Genomic DNA, 15,727 nt, shown 5'->3' with positions numbered 1-15,727 from the left:
TTGAAGTGACAAACCCAACCACTTCAATGGCTGAATAACAAGCTGACTACAGGCTCTCGCCATCGGTGACACTAAAGCCTAAGTCGAACACTTTCTGCTCAATCACTTCACCAGCCAGTGCGGACAATAATAGCTCAGCGCTTTTCTTGCCAATCTCAAACCGAGGCGTTTCTACGCTGGTTAGCTTTGGTGAAATCGCTTGACCTATATCGAGCGCGTTATACCCCACGATTGCAATATCTTGAGGAATCTTCAACCCTCGATGTGCACACTTCATCATGGCACCAATTGCAATGTCATCATTAGTACAGAAGATGCCGTTGATCTCTGGCCGCTCTTCTAGGGCTTGTTCGAGTAAATCACCGCCGAGAGTAAAACTTGAATGCTCTTGAGTTAGGATATGAACTGCGGTTAAGCCTGCATCTTGCATTGCACGATCATAGCCATTCATCCGCAACTGCGTTCGAGTATCAAGACGCGCACCGAGATAGGCAATATGCTGTTTGCCACTATCAATCATCTGCGTCACCACATGATACGAGGCCTGTTCGTGATCCAACCCCACCGCCATATTGATCGGCTTGTCTGGCAGCTCCATCGTTTCAACCACCGGCACACCCGCCGCTTTTAGCATCTGGATGGTACGTTCGGAGTGGTGCGTTTCGGTCAAAATAAGACCATCGACTTGATACGACAGCAACGAGGCAATTTTCTCCTCCTCTTCTTGCACGTTATAACCAAAGTGAGCAATAAGTGTATCGTAACCTCTTGCTTTGGTTACCGACTCAATCCCTTGAACTAAATTGGCAAACACTTGGTTTGACAAGGAAGGCAGAAGAATACCAATCGCCTTACTTGACGATTTCGACAACATCGCCGGGGCGCGATTTTGTATATAACCTAATTCTTCAATCACTGCGGCAATTTTTTCTTGGGTTGCCAATGCGACCGAATTGGGGTCGCGTAGAAAACGGGAAACGGTCATTTTCGTCACCCCCACGCGGTCTGCGATATCTTGCAGGGTAGGCCTAGTTTTACGTTGCATACTGCTCATTTTTATTCTGTTTTCCAACTGAATGTTACCGTAACATTAAACCTCATGACGACTGTGCATTTCAATCTTTATATCACCTCGTTAAGCTCATACACACAGAGGCAATGGCGTAATTTGTGTGACCAACTCGCACAATTATCAACAAACTCATTAATAATCCCTAAAATGGACTTGCTTTCTTGCCTCCTCACCCCAAAAAGAGAGTAATGTGAGGCAGAAGCTCTCCTTTTCATGGATCTTTGATTCATCGCAAGGCGCTTTTCCCCCTGCCAGATTAATTAATAGCTTCTGATTTTGAAGCTGCATTCTAAGGAAATAATAATGTCTGATACACCCACTACCGTTGAATATACCGTTGAAACCCTAAAGCCTGTTGTTGAATCTTCCGGTTCTATTTGGGGTTATGTGGCGGGCGGTGTCGTGCTTGCAGTAGTTCTTGGTTACTTTGCTTTTAAAAAGCTCAACAAACCGTCCTTTGTCATTAAACAAATGCGTAAACGTAACCGCAAAGAGATGAAAAAACATGGTGTGGAAAGTGCCGAGGCGATGGTCGATCTCGATCTTTTACTCGATGCAGTACAAGAGTACGCCACCCAACAAGCGATGAGTGGCACAACCATGGTGCAACTGTTAGCACCATTAAATGACGCCAATAAAATGAAATCCGCAGGAGATTTCTATCATTCAATGGCCTACATTGCCAAAAGCATCAATAACCCGACGCTGGCTAAAACATTACAGAACAAATCAAAACAGGTTCGTTCAAGCTCGCCACTGATGGCTGGCCTGCTCAAGCGTGCTGGCGTTTAACTGGCACTACTGCAAAACCTGCGATGTGGGTGTATTACCATCACCCACATCTAAAAGTTTTCCCCTCAGTTAAGGCTGAAATGGCAGTGATGAATGGTGCAGAACAATTCGCAGTTGGCCCTGTTCATCTTTCTTAAATGCCCAGCTTTTATCCACCACGGTTTGCTTTCCTTTATTGTCGATGAGCTTAACATGCCCCATGGTTAGGGCTACATCGCCGTTGATATAGACTGCTGCATTATCAAAGCTGTACTCCTTCCAACCTTTTAGTGCAAAGCCAGAATCTTGTGGGTATTGCTTATCACTGCCGACAAAATACGATAGCGCTCCGTCCGCTTTTGTACGAAAGGTTTGATCCCCACTGGCAAGCGTAGGTTTGAAAAGCACCGCACCTTGTTGGTAGCCATACGCTTGGTCTAACACTTGCTCTGCCAATTTCTTCGCTTCAGCATGACCTTTTTGTTCATAAGTCTGGCTGATCTTGATTAACGCTTCTCCCCAAGCTTGCTGGGCATCAAGCACCTCTTGGTGGTTAATGTTGTTATTAACTAATACGTTAGAAGCTTGAGCGGATAGCGGTAACAACCCGCAAAGTAATAATGCTGAAATAGAAATTCTTTTATGTGTACGTTGCATGATGAAGGCCTTATCTAATTATCTAGTTGATGGGAGTAATGTGGTTGATGGGAGTAATTTACGGCCTCTCGATGAACCTAAACCATGCGCTTAGATTAACTTCAGATGAATATTCTTTACCCAATACCAACGGATCGCTTACTCTGCTCACCTATTGAATTTATGCGGCGATCATTATGTTTCGTTATCAATTATCTCTCGTACTGGCTCTGTTACTCACCCTAATCTTAGCCCAAGCTGGCACCGCTTTATGGTCAAATAACGTCGCTAATGAGCACATTCAGCGCGGACAGATCTCCAATCAAATCTTGCAAAGCTTTATGCAGTTGAGCACGGAAAAACAGCAGTTAAAAATTTGGCTTGCCGAGTATTTATTGACGAAAGATGGCAGCACGCTCAAACGAGACATGCGCTTTTCAAAGATTGAAGATTTGCTCAGCGAGCTCTATTTGCTAACCGAGCAAGCACAACAACACGGTATCACCAACCAAGACTTTGCCGAGATCACTCAGCAAATCAAAGTCATTTCTCTCTTTGAAACTAACTTTGGACGATTAAAAACAGCGCTTCGATCCTGGGAAATCGCAAAAATCACAGACAATAATGATCGCTGGCTTTTACTCAGTGACACCTTTGATAAGGTGGATAACACCGACCTACGCCAGCTGCTGAATCAAGCTATTTCTCTACAGAAACAACGTACTGCACGCTATGAAGCGGCAGCGATGAAATCATTATCTGATGTAGAAAATGTCATTGTAACCTTATCATTACTAGGGGTAGTCTTGGGCTTGCTACTCGGAGGCTGGTTACTGCGCACCTTATCCAAACCGTTAGCTGAACTGCTAAAAAGCACTTCAGCTTTAGAACAAGGCCATCTTAACCATCGAGTATCGGTCAGCGGGCCAAGTGAGCTCAGAACCCTAGCCCAGCATTTTAATTACATGGCACAAAGCCTTGAAAATGCGCAGCAAAAAGAGATCGCTTCGCGTCAACTCATTGAGCGAGAAGTCACCGCACGCACCCAAGAACTCGCCAATGCACTCGAAACATTGGAGCAAGCTAAACGTCAGCAGAAAGAGTTTTTTGCGAACGTCAGCCATGAATTGCGTACTCCCGCAACGGCCATTTTAGGAGAAGCGCAAATTACCCTTCGCAGTCGTCAAAATAGTGATGAAGAGTATCGACAAACGCTACAGCGTATCAATGAATCGGCAACCCACCTTTCCTACCGGATCGACGATTTATTGCTGCTTATCCGTCAAGATGAAAAGCTGTTCCAACCGACTCTTAGCCCTATCACCTTAGAGAACCTATGGCAGTCGGTGACGAGACAAGCCACCCTTTTAACTCACGCGCATCAAGTGCAACTTGAATGTCTTCACCCACAACAGGCAAACTGGCAAGCTCGAATCTTTCATACTGATTTAGATAAGCTACTGATGACCGTGCGAATTATCGTCGATAATGCATTGCGCTATGATCCACATCACCAGCCTATTACGCTCACTCTGCTAGTTGAGCCCCAGCAATTTCATCTTCAATTGCAAGATCACGGTATTGGTATTGACCAAGAGGACCTCGCACAGATTTTCCAACGCTATTTTCGGTCCGAAAACGGCAAACGCTATCGCCCTGATGGTTTGGGGATTGGTTTAACACTGGCTTATAACATTGTGCAACAGCAACGCGGAACCATCGCATTCCAAAGCCAATTGGCTCAAGGCACAACCGTTACACTTACCTTTGAACTGGAAGAGGAAGAATCATGAGAATTCTTTTAATTGAAGATGATGCCAGAATTGCCAACTTTATTGAGCGAGGGCTCAAAGCAGAAGGTCACCACATTCAGCGACTAAATGATGGGCAATACGCACTTGAAACACTCATAAGCGGCGAGCCCGATATTTTAATTTTAGATCGAATGCTTCCGCACACCGATGGATTAACTCTTTGTCAGCAAATACGTGAAGCCGGTATTGATGTGCGAATTTTGATGCTTTCTGCACTGGGCGAAGTTGAAGAACGGGTTCGGGGCCTACGCATTGGTGCGGATGATTATCTGGCAAAACCTTTTCATTTTGAAGAGTTACTGGCTCGCCTAGATGCGCTGCAACGTCGACATTCTGACTCTGCGCCAATGCCCACTCTACACATTGCAGACTTAACGCTCTGCTTATCAACCATGGCCGTAACACGGGCAGGGCAAGCCATTGAGTTAACCGCCAAAGAACTCTCCATATTAGAGCTATTGATGCATAAACCCGGTCATATTTTTAGCCGAGAACGGATTCTTGCTAATGTTTGGGGTCTCCATCAAGATCCCCTAACCAACGTAGTCGATGTGTATATGCGTCGTCTACGCAAAAAAATTGATGACCCTTTCTCATCAGCACTGATTAAAACTAAACGCGGTATGGGCTATTTTCTCGATAAAAATAGTGGTGAGCAACGCACAGGAAATGGATAAATTTAACTCTTATCTAACAATTAGTTATCTGAGAAATTTAATATTCGTTCCGGTGCACAAATTTGCATACCTATAGTTAACATTTGTAGTTCATTACAGTATTACTGGTCATAAGTTCAGGGCAACCACAAAACGACATCGAGAGTTCATTTCACTAGGTGACTTCTCAATGCCGTATTTGAACCCTCCAGCTGTAGACATAACCACTAACCGAGTTCTTACGCCTACCCCTGTCGTTCATTAAGCTTGCCCACCAGCCGTTTTTTAATTGTTCAGGAGACTCATCATGAGTGACATTGCACTTTCTATCAGCATTCTCTCGCTGGTAGCTGTGCTGGGTTTGTGGATAGGGAATTGGCGCGTCTACGGTGTTGGTTTAGGGATCGGTGGGGTGCTGTTTGGCGGCATTCTCGTCGGCCACTTTACAGGCATGTGGGGTGTGGTTCTTGACTACAATACGTTGCATTTTATTCAAGAGTTCGGCCTTATCCTATTTGTGTACACCATTGGTATACAAGTCGGACCCGGTTTTTTCTCTTCACTTCGAAGCTCAGGACTAAAACTCAACGCCTTTGCCGCACTGATTGTGTTGCTGGGCTGTGTGGTGACGGTCGCGCTTTACTATCTGTTTGATGTGCCTTTACCCGTTATTCTTGGTGTATTCTCCGGTGCAGTCACCAATACGCCATCATTAGGCGCGGGGCAACAAATCCTGACTGAGCTAGGTGGCCAAGAGAACATGCTTGACCTGACGGGTATGGGTTATGCGATTGCTTACCCCTTTGGCATATGCGGTATTTTGCTTACCATGTGGCTGCTCAGAATTGCCTTTCGTGTCAGTGTTGACGCCGAAGCCGAAGAGTTTGAGATCCACAACGGCCACAAAAAAGAGAGCTTACACACCATTAACGTTGCGATTAAAAACCCCAACTTAAATGGCCTGCTCTTAAAAGACATTCCCGCGCTCAGTGATGGCGATATTGTGTGCTCGCGCCTCAAACGTGGTGAACACCTTTCAGTACCCAAACCCGATTCACGAGTTGAAGTGAATGATTTGCTTCATCTGGTCGGCGATAAAAAAGCGTTAGAAAAAGCACGCTTGGTGATTGGCGAAGAGGTCGATGCATCACTTTCGACACGCGGCACTGAGCTGCGAGTACAGCGCTTAGTCGTCACTAACGAGATTGTGCTTGGTAAAAAGCTGCGCGATCTGGATTTAAAAGAGAAATACGACGTCGTAGTTTCGCGTTTAAACCGTGCCGGGGTTGAGCTTATCCCAACCAGCCAATCTACCTTGCAGTTTGGCGATATTCTCAATTTAGTCGGGCGTCAAGAAGCGATTGAAGCGGTCAGTGGCATGGTCGGCAACGCGCACCAAAAATTACAGCATGTGCAGATGCTACCAGTCTTCGTTGGGATTGGACTTGGGGTATTACTCGGATCTATTCCGTTTTATCTACCGGGATTCCCCGCCGCCATTAAGCTCGGCTTAGCTGGAGGACCGCTGATTGTTGCACTGGTTTTGGCGCGTATCGGCAGCATTGGCAAAATGTATTGGTTTATGCCACCCAGCGCGAACCTTGCTCTACGAGAAATTGGTATTGTGCTGTTTTTAGCCGTGGTCGGGTTAAAATCTGGGGGCAATTTTGTTGAAACCTTAGTGCAAGGCGATGGCGTCAGTTGGATGGGCTACGGCATGTTGATCACGGGTATTCCATTGATCACTGTTGGAATACTGGCTCGTGTTTTAGGCCATATTAACTATCTCACTATCTGTGGCATGCTAGCAGGCTCGATGACCGATCCACCCGCTCTTGCTTTTGCAAATGCGCTGCACGAAAGCAGCGGCGCTTCTGCGTTAGCATACGCCACTGTCTATCCGCTAGTAATGTGCCTACGCATACTCTCACCGCAAATATTGGCGTTAATTTTATGGGCAATATAGCGAACGGTTAATATCAGGCAAACTAGATAAACAAAGTGGGTCGCTCAGTACCCACTTTCTTTTGCTGCGTTGATAATGCTCCCACACAGCAACGTCTCACCAAATCTCTACAACATAGGAACAACGGACAGTAGCAGCAACGCGCCCATCGCGCCGTTAAACCAGCGGACATAACTTGGGTGATTCATCCAGTGGCTCAACTGTTTACCCGCCGCAGTCCAAACACTGACCGACGGAATGTTCACCAAAGCAAACACCAATGAAATCAGCATTAACTGCACCCAACTCGCACTTTGGTTAAATACACTCACCGCAGTCAGCGCCATCGACCAACCTTTGGGGTTGACCCATTGAAACAGTACAGCCGAAACAAATGACATCGGTTGATACTGCTTCTCTCCCTGCGAAGGATTACTCAGCGCAATTTTTATCGCCAAATAGACCAAATAAATGGTGCAGGCAATTTGCAAGCCTTGTTGCAACATAGGATAACGATGGAATAAACCCGTTAACCCAACACCAACCAATAGCACCATAATGCTAAAACCAAACGTTACACCAAGCATGTGCGGAATAGTGCGCATAAAGCCCACATTTGCACCAGATGTCATCAGCATGATGTTGTTTGGACCCGGTGAAAAGGTCGAAACAAAAGCAAAAGCCACCAGTGGCCACCATTGTGTGTAATCCATCTTCTTTCTCTATTTAATAATGATGAACAAATAATAATGGTATCGGCTGGCAATATTGTGCTTATATTGGTCAATACCACTAATATTGAGCAATAAAAATAAGCCATGGACAGATTTGACGAGAGAATATTGCAAGAGCTACAACTTGATGGCCGAGTCTCGAATGTCGAGCTAGCCGAACGCATCGGCTTATCGCCCTCCGCCACGTTGCGCCGCGTGCAGGATCTTGAGCGTAAGCAGATCATTAAAGGCTATCGAGCGGTCTTAAATAAAACCCAACTTGATGTCGGGTTTGTCGCTTATGTGGCAATTGGCTTAAACAGCCACACGAAAAAAGCGCAGCTCAGTTTCGAAGAACATGTGCGCTACGCCAAGGAGGTGGTCGAATGCCACAATATTACCGGGATGAACGAATATTTGCTGCGTGTCGAAAGCAAAGATCTCAGCGCCTATAAACGTTTTCACGCCGATGTGCTTGGTGAGTGCTTAACGGTGAAATCGATCACCACCATGGTGGTGATGGACTCTCCTAAAGACGAACGGCAATAGTATTTACGCCATCACTTTTAGCATTCGACAAGGTGCGCAAGGTACTAAGATAAGTAACTACCAAAAACTCATCTCATTCTAACGATTGAATTTCTTAAGCCTTTATTAAGAAAAGATCTTTATAAGTTCCATAACGTCTTCTCATCACACGGTATGTTATGGAACCCACAATGAAAAATCCTCGCTTCTCATACGCAAGTATTACCTTGTTGCTTGCTCTCTATTTCAGCTTGGTACTCAACATCCCTATTTATGCCAAATTGGCACAGATTTTTTCGGCTGCTGAGCAGTTCAATTGGGGGTTTGCGTTCTCAATACCGATTTTTTTCTTTTTGGCGCTGAACGTTATTTTCCAACTGTTTTCGTGGCCTTATTTTCTAAAACCTTTTTTTGCGATCTTACTCATCCTTTCTGCTGTGGTGAGTTATGCGAGTTACAATTACGGCACGATTGTCGACCGAGACATGTTGATCAATGTCGTTGAAACCAATAGCAGTGAGGCAGGCTCTTATGTCAGTCTCTATTCCATTGTCTGGATCTTTGCGTTGGGCATCCTCCCTGCCGCTCTATTACTGCTTTCGCCACTTAAAGTAGAAAAATCCATTTCCCGCTTTTTAGGCTATAAAGCGCTATCAATATTGCTCTCTTTACTCGGCATCATCATTATTGCGGCGCTGTATTATCAGAACTATTCGTCGGTTGGACGCAACAATAGTTACCTCAAGAAAATGATCATCCCCACTCACTTTGTCTATAGCGCTTATGGTCTTGTGAAAGACCGTTATTTTACCGAGCCCGTGGTGTATCAAATTATCGGCGCTGATGCGCAGCAGCAACCGAAAACTACCCATAGCCGTGATGCAGAAAAACCAACCTTAGTCTTATTTGTGCTAGGAGAAACGGCTCGCGCACAAAATTACCAATACTACGGCTACACACGTGATACCAATGCTTATACCGCGCCTTATCAGCCTATATTTTTCAGTGATGTCGCCTCTTGTGGTACTGCGACAGCGGTCTCTGTACCTTGTTTATTTTCCAATATGGATCGTCATAATTTTGATCGAACCAAAGCGGATAACCAAGACAATGTCCTCGATATCTTGCAGCGCGCAGGCGTCGACCTCTTATGGAAAGAGAATGATGGAGGCGATAAAGGCGTCGCGAAAAATATTCCGCAGAAAGAGCTGGATAAAACTGCGCGAGAAGGCCGATGTGACGGCAGCACTTGTTATGACGTCACAATGCTAGACAACTTAGATGAAGAAATTGCCAACCAAACTGGTAACCGAATGATTTTCATGCACATTATTGGAAGTCACGGGCCAACCTACTTTAAGCGCTATCCTAAAGACATGGCGAAATATCAACCTGATTGCCCAAGAGCGGATATTGAAAATTGCAGCGTTGAGCAGATAGTGAATACTTACGACAACACTATTCGTTACACAGATTTTGTTTTGGCGCAGCTGATTGAAAAGCTAAAGTCACTGCAAGCTCAATACAACACCGCATTGATTTATGTCTCCGACCATGGGGAATCGCTGGGAGAAAATGGACTGTTCTTACATGGCATGCCGTACAGCCTAGCACCCGATTATCAAACTCAAGTACCGCTTTTAGTCTGGTTATCTGACGAATTCGCCCGTACGAAAGGCGTGAATCAAACCTGTTTACGTCAAACAGCCACTCAGCCCTATGCTCACAGTAATCTCTTTCACTCTTTACTTGGCATTATGGATGTATCAACCAATGCATACGAGAAAGCGCAAGATATTTTTGCGCCATGCCGCTAAAGAGTATGGATAAAAACAGAAGAGATCCGTTAACTTAGATGAAAACAAACCCTGAAGATGTTGCTGTCGTTGTGTCTCGGCAGCAACTCGACGGTGGCATTATGCAGCGCGGCGATATCACGGCAAATCGACATTCCAAGCCCTGCCCCATCGCCTTTTTCACTGTTAGCTCGATAAAAGTTATCAAATATTTTTTCTCGGGCTTCGTTCGTGATGTTGGGGCCGCTATCAGTCACATTCACTTGAATAAACTGATCATCGCCATGCAACGTAATATCAATGTGGCTGTGTACGCCAGAATAGCGCATCGCATTATCGATTAAGTTTTTAAACAACACGCCGAGTAATAGCTCGTCGCCTTGAACCGACAAACTCTGCCCTTCAAAGCTCAATTGTTGGTCGTGCTTTAACGCTAACGGCGCAAGGTCTGCGATAACTTGCTTAATAGAGACTGAGAGATCGACCGTTTGTGATGACAATTCCATAGTGCTTTCGACTTTGGCTAACATCAACAACTGATGAATAAGGCGGTCAGTACGCTCAATACCCTTAAGAATCATGTCCAGATCATATTTCAGTTGCTGCTCATTCTGGCTGAGCATGGCGTTTTCGGCATTTAATCTCAATACCGTTAGTGGTGTTTTAAGTTCATGAGCAGCCATGCGCGTGAAGCGTTTTTCTCGCTGCCAAGCCAATTCTAATTGAGCCAACAGTTGGTTGAGTGTCTCTACTAATGGTGAGAGTTCGGTGGTTTGTTCTGTAACGTAAATGCGATCCAACTTATGGACACTGCGAATGGCGATTGCTGATTTTAGTTCTTGCAGTGGTTTGAAACTTCGTCCAATAAGCATCACCAGCACTAAGATAACGCATGGGATCAAGATCAATTGCGGCAACGCGGTCGACAGTGCAATTTCATTGACCATTTCATCACGAATACTCTGTTTTTCCGCAACCAGAATGTATTCCGAACCGTGATCAGGATGAGGTTGCGCCAATTGAAAATAACGCCATGTTTGGCCATCAATGGTGACATTGCCAAATCCATTATTGCTGGCATTGCTGCTAAAAGCGGGTTGCTGACTATCAGAGCTATACATCAACTGACCATCTCGATAAAACTGAAACAGAATGTACCGCTCATAAGGGTGACCATACTGCGTTGCCATCTCCTTGTTGGCTTGCGAAAGACGTTCAATGCTTTGCATCCACTGATCAAACTGTTGATGAAGATCGGCATTGTCTCCTTCTTTTATAGAGACAGAAGTCGCCATCAACAGTAATTTTGCCGATTGACCTAAGCGCGCATCGTAGACCTCCTCAACTTCATGTTGAGCAGTAGAAAAACTGAAATAAAGAGAAATGAGCAGTAAGCCACCGCTTAACCATACAGCCGACTGTGTTAAACGACGTTTAATCGAAAATATTTTTTTATTTTTCAATCATATACCCCACACCACGGATATTTTTGATGACATTTTCTGGCATTTTTTTACGCAAGTTATGAATGTGAACTTCGATAGCGTTGTCACTGCTGCCTTCGTCCCAACCATGAAGCGCTTGTTGCAATAGCTCTTTGCTCATCACTCGCCCTGCTTGAGTGATCAAACTGGCGAGAATTTTATATTCATTACGCGTCAGTTTGAGGGGTTGCTGACGATATTCAATCTCCTGCTTGGAAAGAGAGAGGCTCAGATCACCAATCGAAATCAGAGCCTCGGCGCTGCCCGAGCTGCGACGAATGATAAGCCGTAAACGTGCCAATAGCTCTTCTAGCGCAAAGGGTTTGCCAATGTATTCATCGGCTCCACCATCTAACCCTTTGACGCGATCGCTAATATCATCACGCGCCGTTAGGATCATCACAGGCAGCGAATAACCAGCGTTTCTAATGCCACGCAACACCTCAAGACCATCCATATCCGGTAAGGTTAAATCCAAGATCACCGCCGAAAACTGTTCAGTTTTGAGCGCACACGCCACGCCGCCACCTTTTTCTAGCCAATCCACCGTATAACCTTGGCGAGTCAACGCCACCTGCATTGACTCGCCCAGTTGTTTGTCATCTTCGACTAATAATAAACGCATACGTTATTTTAAATTCTCCAACAAAAGAGCAATTTCTTGCTGACGCCCAGCATCGGCAATCGCTCTTTGTGGCCTTGCTGGTGCTTGTTGTGCTTGCAACAGGTACTTTCTTGCTTCATCGGTTCTGCCCTGCTCGGCAAGAAAATCACCGTAAAAATAGTTGGCATCAATTCCTGTCGGGTTAATCAGCAGTGCTCTTTGCAGCAACTCTTCCGCTTTAACGTCATCGCCAAAAGCCACTGGCCAGCCGGGCACTTTGTAATATAAGGTGCCTAAACTTGTGAAAGCCGAGCCATCTAAGGTATTAGGCGCTTGATCGATAACCTCTTCGTACAATAATTTCGCCTCTTTCACTAAAGATAGCGCACCCAACCCACCTTTTACGCCCGCTAATGAGGATTTATTGATGGCAAGCCACACTTTGAGTTCTGGGCTGTTACTTGATTGCATCTCTAAGGTGTTACGCATAATGACACGTTCAAAACAACGTTCTTGATCATCGCTCGACTTCATTTTGTATTGGCATTTGGCCCAATCAGATTGAACCTGAGCTAAAGGGGTGATCGCAAAAGCGGGTGTCGTGCTTACCGCAAAGATGACCAATGCACTGACCCATTTAAACACAGTTTTCATATGTTGTTCTCCTTGAATTATCACGCTTTAACGGTTTAAAAAGGCAAGAATGGTTGCTTGCTGCTTTTTAATTGCCGACGAAATCACTGCTGGCCATAGTTGATTTAATCGCACCAACACTTTTTCTGGCCAGCCAATCCAGCGAGTTGTTGATTCGCTTTCGAGCATACTAAGCACATGCTGGGCAACAACCTCTGGCTCATCACAGTGATTGCCTACGGCTTGGTTAAACTGGTTCACCGTGTCATTATTCAGCTCGGTATTGGTCGCTCGCGGCGCTAGGTAAAGTACCTTGATACCCGTCCCCTCAAGCTCACGCTGCATCGCTTCACTAAAACGGTGCAACCCTGCTTTGGTAGCGCAGTACGTGGCATAACCCGGGTAACCAATAGCCCCTAAACTTGAGCCAATATTTAAAATAATCCCCGGTTTATTCAACCAATGTATCGCCGATTGAGTCAGTTGCATCGGAGCAAGTAAATTCAAATGCAGCTCCTGTTGCACTGAAACTGCGGTTCGTCTGGCTAATAAGCGAAACTGGTTAATGCCCGCATTATTGATCACCACACTGATTCGTTTCTGGCCCATAAAAAAGCGCTGAATGAAGGTGTTGATCTGCTCTATTCCTGACTCTGTGCTTAAATCTGCACTCAAAATCAGATGCTTCTCAGGCATGGGTAGCGTTTGCCGAAGTTGCTCGAGTTTTTGACCATCGCGAGCCACCAGAACTAGACTGGCTCCTTGCTTAGCAAGCAGCAATGCGATGCGTTGCCCGATACCACCGGAAGCGCCGGTGAGTAAAACATGTCGATGATTAAGATCCATATTGCGACCTTACACCTTGCGAAGCTAAATCTTGCGAACCTGCATGCACCATTGACTCGCAAGGAAGCGGTAGTTCTCGCAGCATCTGCCCATACAGATCAAACACCATGTTTGCAGAGCGGATGATGGCCTCTTGATCGGATACACACTGAATGTTGTTCATTAACGATTCAAAAAAGCGGATGTGCCCTTGGTCAAGTTCACTGTGCGAAGTGAGATAGGTCATCGCCGCATCAGGAAGCTCCAAACGCTGTTTGACTAACCGTGCGATATTCCCACCGACACCCACACTGGTTCCTTCAAGTACCCACACCATGCCAAATAAACTCAACGGGTTGGCGCGATCAATCTGGTGATAGAGATACGCCACCATGAGTTCGATAGATGCGCTGACCCGCCCTGCGCCCTCATTATTACGTACTGCATCCACATCACCACCGCACGCTTTAATATCGTTCAAGATCCACTCTTGGTGGCCTTTTTCTTCATCGATGTACTCGGCAATCGCCGTTCGTACCCACTCATATTCATCGCCTAAGCGGCTGCCACATGCCATCAGCAGTGGCACCGTATGTTTAACATGGTGATAAGCTTGAGTGAGAAAACGAATATACATCTCTAGGCTGATCTCTCCTCTTGCGCAGGCATCAAATACCGGAGCTTGCAACATCTGCTGCTGTGCTGGCTCAGTTTGTGTTTTTAAAATATGGAAAAATTTGCTCATTTTAAAGCTCCTCAGCCATTGAATAGAAGGAAGGAATAGAGATAAAAACCGTCTGTGGATTAGTGGTGTGGCGCGCCAAGCGAGCCTCTTGCAGTGCGTTTTCAATAGCTAAGCGTTTTGGACGACCATTAGCGGTCAGCCACTTTTGCCAGCAATGAGTATCGCTCACCAACCAAAGCTGCGTGATGTGTGCGTAATCGGGCAACACGCTATTGAGCTGTTGCACGCGCGTAACGAGATCAGGTAAAGGACTGTCACTGACGGCCGTGAGGCCTGCCTGCCCGTCGCCCACCACCACAAATCGATGGTGCGCAATCAAAGCTAATGCTTGAGATTCAATCCATTCAGGGGCCACGTTACGCCCAAAACTGGTGATGATGAGGTTCTTTTTACGCCCGATGATAGTTAAAAAACCCTCATCATCGATTGTGGCCATATCGCCAGTTGACAACCACTCGTGGCTAAACGGCTCACCTAAATACCCCAAAGCCGTGTTGCCTTTAACTAACAATTCGCCATCTTGTGCCAGCGAAACCTGAAGATGAGACAGCACCTGTCCACACGACCCCGGCTTATTTTGTTGGGGTGTATTCATACTCACGACCGAAGCACTTTCAGACAAACCATACCCTTCAAAAGCGGGAATGCCGAGCTGGCGAGCTGCGTCAATTAATTGGGGAGCCACTCGCGCCCCGCCCACGGCAACCCAGCGTAAAGGCAGCGCAAGAGCTGGGCTCTGCTTGACGACTTCAATTAATGCCAACAATAACGCTGGCGTTAACACCAAGCTTGACGGCTGAAACTGCTGCAGTGCGAGTGCGAACGTTGCGCCACAGAACTGGCTAGAACCGGTCAAACCCACTTCGCTGCCACAGACAACTGTTGATGTCACACCCAGAACCAAAGGAACATACACACCCGTGATGTTTTCTAACAAGGTTGAGAGAGGCAGCATCACGAGGTGACGCTCAACTTGCGCGGACATGTTCTCTGCGATCGCCAGCGTGACCGCTTGCATGTTTTCGTCACTCAAACACACCCCTTTTGGCGTTCCGGTGGACCCAGACGTAAAGGTAATTTTTTGCGTCAAAGGCAACACCTGTGCTGATGGATTCGCCAAATAGACAAAAGCAGGTAGATGACTGAGCGTTGAGAAAGGTTCACCTAGCGTTGGCCAATCACCTAAGCAAACATCAACACCCGATTCATACAGTAAGTGTTCAACCTGTGCCTTACTAAAGAAAGTAGGTACAGGAACGAGCACTATTTTTGCGTGCATGGCCGCAAGGTCGATGATCACCCAATCCAAACTATTTTCAGCTTTTAATGCAATACGCTGAACCTGCCACTGGCGTAATGTGCGTACTGTGGCTTCCACCTTTTCTAAGAGCTGTTGATAGCTCAGCGCTATCTTTTCTTGTTTGGCATTGTGCCCAATGAAGGCAATGCTATCTGGCTTTTGCTGCGCATGTTGATGAAGCGCCGATAAAATTCGGTTCATAGCA

The 15,727-nt window shown here is 46.0% G+C and carries 15 protein-coding genes; 6 read left to right on the top strand and 9 right to left on the bottom strand.

Features of this window, described 5'->3' with window-relative positions; all coding sequences use genetic code 11:
• Positions 1-46: 46 nt before the first annotated feature.
• Positions 47-1,054, bottom strand: a complete 1,008-nt coding sequence (locus AACR75_RS12720; protein WP_026027817.1) for a substrate-binding domain-containing protein — start codon at positions 1,052-1,054, stop codon at positions 47-49.
• A gap of 321 nt (positions 1,055-1,375) precedes the next feature.
• On the opposite strand from AACR75_RS12720, the gene AACR75_RS12715 reads away from it, so the two are divergent.
• Entirely contained in the window at positions 1,376-1,864 is a 489-nt protein-coding gene (locus AACR75_RS12715) for a hypothetical protein (protein ID WP_047687905.1), read from the top strand.
• A 69-nt stretch (positions 1,865-1,933) separates the two neighbouring features.
• Here the strand turns inward: AACR75_RS12715 and AACR75_RS12710 are convergent, their stop codons facing one another.
• Positions 1,934-2,500 carry a phosphoribosyl-AMP cyclohydrolase gene (locus AACR75_RS12710; protein WP_047687903.1) on the bottom strand — a complete coding sequence of 189 codons (567 nt, stop codon included), beginning with the start codon at positions 2,498-2,500 and terminating at the stop codon, positions 1,934-1,936.
• 176 nt (positions 2,501-2,676) lie between these two features.
• On the opposite strand from AACR75_RS12710, the gene AACR75_RS12705 reads away from it, so the two are divergent.
• The 3 genes from AACR75_RS12705 (at position 2,677) to AACR75_RS12695 (ending at position 6,915) form a co-directional block, all read left to right on the top strand.
• Complete coding sequence (locus tag AACR75_RS12705) at positions 2,677-4,272, top strand: sensor histidine kinase (protein ID WP_047687901.1); 1,596 nt, start codon at positions 2,677-2,679, stop codon at positions 4,270-4,272.
• Positions 4,269-4,970, top strand: coding sequence for a response regulator transcription factor (locus AACR75_RS12700; protein WP_013856461.1), 702 nt, complete (start codon positions 4,269-4,271; stop codon positions 4,968-4,970). The genes AACR75_RS12705 and AACR75_RS12700 overlap by 4 nt, the downstream gene beginning before the upstream one ends.
• Positions 4,971-5,256: 286 nt before the next feature.
• Entirely contained in the window at positions 5,257-6,915 is a 1,659-nt protein-coding gene (locus tag AACR75_RS12695; RefSeq protein WP_026027818.1) for a putative transporter, read from the top strand.
• Between the two features lie 107 nt (positions 6,916-7,022).
• On the opposite strand, the gene AACR75_RS12690 is transcribed toward AACR75_RS12695, so the two are convergent.
• Entirely contained in the window at positions 7,023-7,607 is a 585-nt protein-coding gene (locus tag AACR75_RS12690) for a LysE family translocator (RefSeq protein WP_017049052.1), read from the bottom strand.
• Positions 7,608-7,712: 105 nt separating this feature from the next.
• On the opposite strand from AACR75_RS12690, the gene AACR75_RS12685 reads away from it, so the two are divergent.
• The gene (locus tag AACR75_RS12685; RefSeq protein ID WP_019280913.1) at positions 7,713-8,156 is read left to right on the top strand and encodes an Lrp/AsnC family transcriptional regulator; all 444 of its coding nucleotides are present in this window, start codon (positions 7,713-7,715) and stop codon (positions 8,154-8,156) included.
• A gap of 158 nt (positions 8,157-8,314) precedes the next feature.
• On the top strand, positions 8,315-9,952 hold the full coding sequence (locus AACR75_RS12680; protein ID WP_047687899.1) for a phosphoethanolamine transferase: 1,638 nt from the start codon (positions 8,315-8,317) through the stop codon (positions 9,950-9,952).
• 29 nt (positions 9,953-9,981) lie between these two features.
• Here the strand turns inward: AACR75_RS12680 and AACR75_RS12675 are convergent, their stop codons facing one another.
• The 6 genes from AACR75_RS12675 to AACR75_RS12650 are packed head-to-tail and all read right to left on the bottom strand — an operon-like array spanning position 9,982 to position 15,723.
• Positions 9,982-11,394, bottom strand: a complete 1,413-nt coding sequence (locus AACR75_RS12675) for a sensor histidine kinase (RefSeq protein WP_047687897.1) — start codon at positions 11,392-11,394, stop codon at positions 9,982-9,984.
• The gene (locus tag AACR75_RS12670) at positions 11,384-12,040 is read right to left on the bottom strand and encodes a response regulator (RefSeq protein WP_013856454.1); all 657 of its coding nucleotides are present in this window, start codon (positions 12,038-12,040) and stop codon (positions 11,384-11,386) included. Before AACR75_RS12670 ends, AACR75_RS12675 begins: the two co-directional genes overlap by 11 nt.
• Positions 12,041-12,043: 3 nt before the next feature.
• Positions 12,044-12,673 carry a tetratricopeptide repeat protein gene (locus tag AACR75_RS12665; protein ID WP_047687895.1) on the bottom strand — a complete coding sequence of 210 codons (630 nt, stop codon included), beginning with the start codon at positions 12,671-12,673 and terminating at the stop codon, positions 12,044-12,046.
• Positions 12,674-12,700: 27 nt separating this feature from the next.
• Positions 12,701-13,498, bottom strand: coding sequence for an SDR family oxidoreductase (locus AACR75_RS12660; protein ID WP_017047061.1), 798 nt, complete (start codon positions 13,496-13,498; stop codon positions 12,701-12,703).
• Positions 13,488-14,222 carry a TenA family transcriptional regulator gene (locus AACR75_RS12655; protein WP_047687893.1) on the bottom strand — a complete coding sequence of 245 codons (735 nt, stop codon included), beginning with the start codon at positions 14,220-14,222 and terminating at the stop codon, positions 13,488-13,490. The genes AACR75_RS12660 and AACR75_RS12655 overlap by 11 nt, the downstream gene beginning before the upstream one ends.
• A 1-nt stretch (position 14,223) precedes the next feature.
• Positions 14,224-15,723 (bottom strand): AMP-binding protein, encoded by a 1,500-nt coding sequence (locus AACR75_RS12650; protein ID WP_047687891.1) that lies wholly within the window; start codon positions 15,721-15,723, stop codon positions 14,224-14,226.
• Between the last annotated feature and the right edge of the window lie 4 nt (positions 15,724-15,727).

This window comes from Vibrio sp. ZOR0018 (assembly GCF_963865925.1).
Taxonomy (GTDB): Bacteria; Pseudomonadota; Gammaproteobacteria; order Enterobacterales; family Vibrionaceae; genus Vibrio; species Vibrio anguillarum.
This window is presented reverse-complemented; position numbering and strand designations above follow the sequence as displayed.

What these genes read in the sequence shown, in the direction of transcription:
- AACR75_RS12715 (WP_047687905.1), top strand. Translation starts at nt 1,376, where the DNA reads ATGTCTGATACACCCACTACCGTTGAATATACCGTTGAAACCCTAAAG.
- AACR75_RS12690 (WP_017049052.1), bottom strand. Translation starts at nt 7,607, where the DNA reads ATGGATTACACACAATGGTGGCCACTGGTGGCTTTTGCTTTTGTTTCG.
- AACR75_RS12695 (WP_026027818.1), top strand. Translation starts at nt 5,257, where the DNA reads ATGAGTGACATTGCACTTTCTATCAGCATTCTCTCGCTGGTAGCTGTG.
- AACR75_RS12720 (WP_026027817.1), bottom strand. Translation starts at nt 1,054, where the DNA reads ATGAGCAGTATGCAACGTAAAACTAGGCCTACCCTGCAAGATATCGCA.
- AACR75_RS12700 (WP_013856461.1), top strand. Translation starts at nt 4,269, where the DNA reads ATGAGAATTCTTTTAATTGAAGATGATGCCAGAATTGCCAACTTTATT.
- AACR75_RS12680 (WP_047687899.1), top strand. Translation starts at nt 8,315, where the DNA reads ATGGAACCCACAATGAAAAATCCTCGCTTCTCATACGCAAGTATTACC.
- AACR75_RS12660 (WP_017047061.1), bottom strand. Translation starts at nt 13,498, where the DNA reads ATGGATCTTAATCATCGACATGTTTTACTCACCGGCGCTTCCGGTGGT.
- AACR75_RS12655 (WP_047687893.1), bottom strand. Translation starts at nt 14,222, where the DNA reads ATGAGCAAATTTTTCCATATTTTAAAAACACAAACTGAGCCAGCACAG.
- AACR75_RS12685 (WP_019280913.1), top strand. Translation starts at nt 7,713, where the DNA reads ATGGACAGATTTGACGAGAGAATATTGCAAGAGCTACAACTTGATGGC.
- AACR75_RS12670 (WP_013856454.1), bottom strand. Translation starts at nt 12,040, where the DNA reads ATGCGTTTATTATTAGTCGAAGATGACAAACAACTGGGCGAGTCAATG.
- AACR75_RS12710 (WP_047687903.1), bottom strand. Translation starts at nt 2,500, where the DNA reads ATGCAACGTACACATAAAAGAATTTCTATTTCAGCATTATTACTTTGC.
- AACR75_RS12665 (WP_047687895.1), bottom strand. Translation starts at nt 12,673, where the DNA reads ATGAAAACTGTGTTTAAATGGGTCAGTGCATTGGTCATCTTTGCGGTA.
- AACR75_RS12705 (WP_047687901.1), top strand. Translation starts at nt 2,677, where the DNA reads ATGTTTCGTTATCAATTATCTCTCGTACTGGCTCTGTTACTCACCCTA.
- AACR75_RS12650 (WP_047687891.1), bottom strand. Translation starts at nt 15,723, where the DNA reads ATGAACCGAATTTTATCGGCGCTTCATCAACATGCGCAGCAAAAGCCA.